Origin of the sequence: Microcoleus sp. OTE_8_concoct_300 (assembly GCF_031383065.1) — a bacterium.
Lineage (GTDB): Bacteria > Cyanobacteriota > Cyanobacteriia > Cyanobacteriales > Microcoleaceae > Microcoleus.
Genome location: NZ_JANMZH010000942.1, coordinates 1 through 6,378 on the forward strand (window position 1 = coordinate 1; position 6,378 = coordinate 6,378).

Consider the following 6,378-nt stretch of genomic DNA (forward strand, 5'->3'; position numbering starts at 1 on the left):
AATTCGTAGACTAAATGAAACATTTGCTCTATTCTCCTACCTGATTATACCACAACCATGAGCAAACGTTGAAACGCTTTTTCAAGAAGTCTAATTAAAGCCGTCCTAAAAGGACGGGGCTTGCACCCAAATTTTCGGTCAAAAAAACCACCATTTTATGGTTTTCTGGTTCTTAAGCCTGGATCTTGTGATAATTTAATCGGGAATTTTTCGCGATCGGGCGATCGACTGCTTGTTTCCGTAGCTATTTTTCTGCCACATATCTTATGAATTCACATTTGTCAAGCTCATAAATAACATTAATAATATTAATTAATATTAAATTGCGATTAAGTGTAAAGATTCTTAACCTAACCTTTACTTTTGCGCGCTATGCTGATGCCGGACACCGATATAACGATCGCAGATTTTTTATACCTATGCTTTTTCGTCTCAACTTGATTAATTCAAACCGTCTGACTACGGCAATTTCGGCTATGGCGATCGCCCTGAGTTTAGCAGCTTGCGGCGGTGGCAGCACAACCACAGGCAGCAGCCCCAGCCCCGGCGACACCGCAGCATCCCCCGGCGCATCCCCCGTTGCAGCCACCGGCTCCGGGGAAAACACCAAACTCGCCCTAGCCTCAGACGTAGCCATCACCGCAGCCGGCGCCTCATTCCCCGCCCCTCTGTACCAGCGTTGGTTTCAAGACTTCAACAAAATCAACCCCAAAGTACAAATTAACTATCAATCAGTAGGCAGCGGCGCCGGAGTCGAACAATTTACCAAAGGCACAGTAGACTTTGGGGCCAGCGACACCGCCATGAAAGACGACGAAATCGCCAAAGTTCCAGCAGACAAAGGCGTGATCTTGCTCCCCATGACAGCCGGCAGCATCGTCATCGGCTACAACCTGCCAGACTTACCCGAACTCAAACTGCCCAGAGACGTTTACACAGAAATCTTCCAAGGTAAAATTACCAAGTGGAACGACCCCAAAATTGCAGCAGCCAATCCGGGCGCTACATTGCCAGACCAAGCCATCACCATCGTCCACCGTTCCGACGGTAGCGGTACCACCGCCGTCTTCACCAAACACCTGAGTGCCATCAGCCCCGACTGGAAAAGTGCAGTAGGCGACGGCAAAACAGTACAGTGGCCCGTAGGTGTAGGCGCAAAAGGCAACGAAGGCGTCACAGCCCAAATCCTGCAAACCGCCGGTAGCATCGGCTACGTAGAATACGGCTACGCCAAAAACAACAATCTCAAATTTGCATCGCTACAAAACAAAGCAGGCAGCTTTGTCGCACCTACCGACGAATCAGCTTCTCAAGCTTTAGCAACTGTGCCGCTGCCGGAAAACCTGCGAGCATTTATCGAAGACCCCGAAGGCGCTCAATCCTATCCAATTGTCACCTACACTTGGATGCTCGTCCCCAAAACAGTTACTGACCCCAACAAAGCTAAAGTCATTGAGGCGATGGTTGAATACGGCTTAACTGAAGGTCAAAAAGTTAGTTCCGAATTGGGCTACGTTCCTCTGCCCCAAAACGTTAAAGAAAAAGTAGCCGCGGCCGCTGACGGCATCAGCCCAGACTACAAGATTGAGGTTGCCAAATAGTAATTGTTGACTGTTGACTGTTGACTGTTGACTGTTGACTGTTGTCCGTTGTCAGAGGGAAAAAAGCCCTTCGGCATTGCGCGTGCGGGTAAAAATCAGGAAGAACGAAGAGAGATATTTCTGTGGGGCGGGTTTTACCAGAAATATTTGTTAAAAAGTCAGGGGATTAATAAATCCGCCCCTCTTCTATGTAACAATCGGTGCATCTGTGTAGGGGCGGGTTTCACAAACCATAATTGCCTAAAATCAATAATTTGATAAACCCGCCCCCGCTTGGGCGGTAAATCGCCATCTACCTCTTTCAAAATACAATGGGTGGGTGTGACCAGAAATACTTGTTGAAAAGTTAGGTTAGGTGATGAATCAACCCGCCCCTATGTGATTTTATTTATGGTCTTTCTTTCTGCTTCCTTCTAGCTTTTTCCGAAACAGGCTATTTTCCGCTACTATATATTTGGTTTTTTTTTCTATGATTTCAGATAATAACAGCGCTCAATCACAGAGCCGATCGCGCTCTCAAGCTGAAAAATCCTTAGACCAAGGCTTTATCTGGCTGACTAGGATTTTGGGAATAGGAGTTGGTGTAATTTTGCTGGTAATCGCCCTCACCGTTGCTTACAGGGCTTTACCTGCGATTCAACAGTACGGTTTGGGCTTTCTGTTTGGCAGTAGCTGGAATCCGGTTAAAGAAGAGTACGGCGCGCTGCCGATGATTTACGGGACGATCGTCAGTTCGGCGATCGCGCTCCTAATTGCGGTACCATTAGGAGTAGGGACTGCCATCTTCTTGAGTGAAGATTTTTTGCCGCTGCCAGTGCGCACAGCTTTAGTTTTTTTAGTAGAACTTTTAGCTGCCATTCCCAGCGTAGTCTACGGTTTGTGGGGAATTGCTGTATTGATTCCCATTATTAGCACTGTCGGAAAGTTTCTCAACAGTAACTTCGGATGGCTGCCGATTTTTAGCACTCCGCCAGTCGGCCCGGGAATGTTACCAGCCGGAGTAATTTTGGGAATCATGACTTTGCCCATTATTACTGCTATCTCCCGCGACTCTTTAGCAAGTCTCCCGCCCGAATTGCGACAAGCATCTCTAGGTTTGGGAGCAACTCCCTGGACAACCATTTTTAGGGTACTCGTACCGGCGGCTTTTTCCGGCATTGTCGGCGGAATTATGCTCGGGCTCGGTCGCGCGATGGGAGAAACAATGGCCGCAACTCTGTTAATTGGCAATTCCAATCAGTTAAGTGCTTCTGTGCTAGCTCCTGCAAATACTATTGCTTCTTTGATGGCAAATCAATTTGCCGAAGCTTCGGGATTGCAAGTGGCGGCTCTGATGTACACGGGGCTAATTCTATTTATTCTGACGCTGATTGTTAATATTTTGGCAGAGTGGATTGTTTCTCAAGTAAGAGCCAAGTACAACTAGAAGTTGGCCGCAATTTCCTACATAGTTTTAGTTTATGTCAAATAGCGTCTCCGATGAGAATCCTTTGGTATCGAAAACAGGCAGTTTGAAGAAGGTTAAAAACAGCCCGCAAGCGCTGTTTAGTCTGGGGATGACTGTACTGGCTGGATCTGCTTTGGCAATCACTCTGCTGCCTTTGTTTGCAGTGCTTTCCTATGTCACCGTACAAGGTTTCAATCGCCTGAATTTAGACTTGTTTACCAAGCTGCCACCGCCGCCCGGACTATCGGGAGGCGGTATTGCTAATGCAATTCTCGGTACATTGATGACGGTGGGAATTGCTTCTTTGATTGCTGTTCCTTTTGGTGTATTGGCAGCAGTTTATTTGTCGGAATTCAGCAGCGGGCAAATCGCTCGCTGGGTGCGCTTTGCTACTAATGTCCTCAGCGGCGTTCCTTCGATTATTGCAGGGGTATTTGCCTACGGTTTGTTCGTGGTAAATATGGGAGGTTTTTCGGCAATTGCAGGGGGCGCGGCGCTGGCTGTGCTGATGTTGCCGACGATTGTGCGGACTACTGACGAAGCTCTACAAATCGTCCCGCAAGATATTAGATGGGCGTCGGTTGGTGTGGGTGCTTCTAATTATCAGACGGTGTTGCAGGTGGTTTTGCCTGCGGCAATTCCGGCTATTTTAACGGGTGTGACTCTGGCAATTGCTCGCGCGGCTGGAGAAACTGCTCCTTTGATTTTCACGGCGCTCAATTCGCCTTTTTGGCCGGCAGGATTTGATAAGCCAACTCCGAGTCTTTCGGTTTTGGTGTACAACTTTGCAACGGTTCCTTTTAAGGCCCAGAAAGAATTGGCTTGGGCTGCATCTTTGATTTTGGTGTTTATGGTTTTATTGACGAGTATTCTTTCTCGCTGGGCTACTCACAAAAAAGTGTATTAATCAGTTGACAGTTGACAGTTGACAGTTGACAGTTGACAGTTGTTATTGGTCATTTGTCATTTGTCATTTGTCATGGGTCATGGGTCATTTGTAAAATTTGAGAGGATTGTTACCTGTATGATGATGGATTTAGACAACCAAACGGAAACAGTTTTACGGACAGAAAACATCAATATTTTTTACGGCGATTTTCACGCGGTTAAAAATGTTTCTATGGAGATTCCTAAAAATCGCATTACTGCCTTGATTGGGCCGTCTGGCTGCGGTAAAAGTACAATTCTGCGATGTTTTAACCGCCTCAACGATTTAGTTAACGGTTTTCGTTTAGAGGGTAGAATTGATTACCACGGTCAAAATCTTTACGATCCTGATATTGATGCTGTGGCGGTGCGCCGCAAGATTGGGATGGTGTTTCAAAAGCCGAATCCTTTCCCGAAGTCGATTTATGACAATATTGCTTACGGTGCGAGGGTGAACAATTATAAGGGGGATATGGATGAGCTGGTGGAAAAGTCGCTCAGCCAAGCTTATTTGTGGGATGAGGTGAAGGATAAGTTGAAGCAAAGCGGTTTTTCACTTTCGGGTGGTCAGCAGCAGCGTTTGTGTATTGCTAGGGCGATCGCGATTAATCCTGATGTAGTGTTAATGGATGAACCTTGCGCTTCTCTTGACCCGATTTCTACGATTAAGATTGAGGAGTTGATGCGGGAACTCAAGGAGAAGTATACAATTGTGATCGTTACTCACAATATGCAGCAGGCTTCTCGGGTTTCTGACCTGACTGCTTTTTTCAATGCTAAACTTTCTGACGATGGGAAGCGGTTTGGCTATCTTGTGGAGTGTGACAAGACAGAGGTAATTTTCCAAACTCCGAAGGAAGAGTCTACTTTAGATTATGTGAGTGGTCGTTTTGGTTGAGTCCCCGACAGGTTGAAGCCTGTCGCTACACAAACTCTCGTCTCTTAAGCTTGAGACTAAAAACATTTAATTTGCTGAGTATGTTAGCGACAAAAAAAACTGCATAAAACTTTTCTGAATTGAGAATCCCGCTTTCTTGGAGAAAGTGGGATTCTGGGTTTTATGTTTAATAGCTCGATCGCACTTTTTGCAGATACAAGCCACTGATTTTTTTGATACTCCCCACTGATGAATCAGGGGGATTCTTGACTAAATCCGGTAGGGACTTTCAAAGGCGTTATCAATGCACCTCTACCCACTCAGATTGGACTCATCCAAACTTTGCGTATACTTTTAGTTTTTTCGTTTTCAGAGTCCATCACTTATGCCAGGTAGGTACGCTCCACATCTTGATATTGCTTGCCAGTTGAATAGGCTTTCTACATAAAGTAGTAGTGGCTTACTGTGCCGGAATTTCACCGAGACTAAGACGTTTCAATGCGTAGATGGTTGTTCTTAATTACTAAACTTATCGTAGCATAAAACTTGAGTTATGCAATCCTTTGTGCAATCATTCTAGGCGACGGTCGTCGCTGCCGCTTTCCTCCCCATGTCCTAAAGCCAAGGGCTTCTCGCTCGCTTTTTTGTGAAGAAATGCTCGAAGAGTTCACATATTCTTCATCCAATGCTTTAACAGGTTTTCTTTGACCATGTTTTGTCGCATAACTTCGAGCAAGTATTCCTGAGCTTGGTCTTGGCTTAACCTTTTGACTTCTTCGCGCAGCACTTGTAGTTTGAACTGCTGTTCCATACTGAGGCTGGTTGTAGGCATATCCATAAATCGCTCCTCCAGTTTGCTGAGATTGATGCGAGATTGATCCGAATGACGTTTCTCCGGATTTGTTGTTTCTCCTACATTGTAAACTATCATAACATTCGCTTGACAATATGTCCAAAGTAGACATTTTGAGACTAATTTGTGTAGCAAAAGTACATCTAAGTGGGGGGAGCCTTATCATAAAAAGGCGTAAACACCGGGAAGCCTAAGCCAAAGGAGCTAGTTCGTATGGATGCAATGGAGTTTTTTCAAAGCAGCGCTGGGGAGTGGCGATCGCAGCGCAGCACTCACCACCTCGCTTTCCGCCAAGCGGAGATTGGGGATTCAAATATTCAGGTAACGGCGCTGGGTGCGGATGACGCGCGAATCGCCGAGATTTGCAAGATGCACGAAGTCGATCCGAGCCGGGCTGCTGGGGGGGCTTTTGTGACTTGGCACGGCTCGATGGCCTGGGATAAGGATGATGAGAATCATAAAGGGTCTACGGTGTTCGCGATCGTCCCCGATCCTGAAAATCCGCGGCAGGGTTTGATGTTGCGGGAACGGGGCTATGCGGAAATTGTGCCGGTGGCTGGCCGTTTTGAGATGGATGATGAGGATGGGCTGCTGCTGATTACGGAATACGAGACGATGAGTTCGATCGAGCGTTTCTGGTTTGCTAATCCGAACGTGCGGATGCGGACGAGTA

At 46.6% G+C, this 6,378-nt stretch carries 6 protein-coding genes; 5 read left to right on the forward strand and 1 reads right to left on the reverse strand.

Annotated features, from left to right (window positions below; all coding sequences use genetic code 11):
• Positions 1-419 precede the first annotated feature (419 nt).
• The 4 genes from pstS to pstB all read left to right on the forward strand — a co-directional run bounded on the left by pstS (position 420) and on the right by pstB (position 4,873).
• A complete protein-coding gene (gene pstS, locus ACUVJL_RS40020; protein WP_445250899.1) occupies positions 420-1,601 on the forward strand; it encodes a phosphate ABC transporter substrate-binding protein PstS in 1,182 nt (393 codons plus the stop codon).
• Between the two features lie 469 nt (positions 1,602-2,070).
• Entirely contained in the window at positions 2,071-3,027 is a 957-nt protein-coding gene (gene pstC, locus ACUVJL_RS40025; protein ID WP_445250900.1) for a phosphate ABC transporter permease subunit PstC, read from the forward strand.
• Positions 3,028-3,061: 34 nt separating this feature from the next.
• Positions 3,062-3,955, forward strand: a complete 894-nt coding sequence (gene pstA / locus ACUVJL_RS40030) for a phosphate ABC transporter permease PstA (protein WP_445250901.1) — start codon at positions 3,062-3,064, stop codon at positions 3,953-3,955.
• Between the two features lie 117 nt (positions 3,956-4,072).
• Positions 4,073-4,873, forward strand: a complete 801-nt coding sequence (pstB, locus tag ACUVJL_RS40035) for a phosphate ABC transporter ATP-binding protein PstB (RefSeq protein ID WP_445250902.1) — start codon at positions 4,073-4,075, stop codon at positions 4,871-4,873.
• A gap of 646 nt (positions 4,874-5,519) precedes the next feature.
• Here pstB and ACUVJL_RS40040 read toward each other — a convergent pair.
• A complete protein-coding gene (locus ACUVJL_RS40040) occupies positions 5,520-5,783 on the reverse strand; it encodes an NblA/ycf18 family protein (protein WP_445250903.1) in 264 nt (87 codons plus the stop codon).
• Between the two features lie 135 nt (positions 5,784-5,918).
• On the opposite strand from ACUVJL_RS40040, the gene ACUVJL_RS40045 reads away from it, so the two are divergent.
• Positions 5,919-6,378 (forward strand): phycobiliprotein lyase (locus ACUVJL_RS40045; RefSeq protein WP_445250904.1); only part of this gene is annotated, 460 nt, incomplete at its 3' end.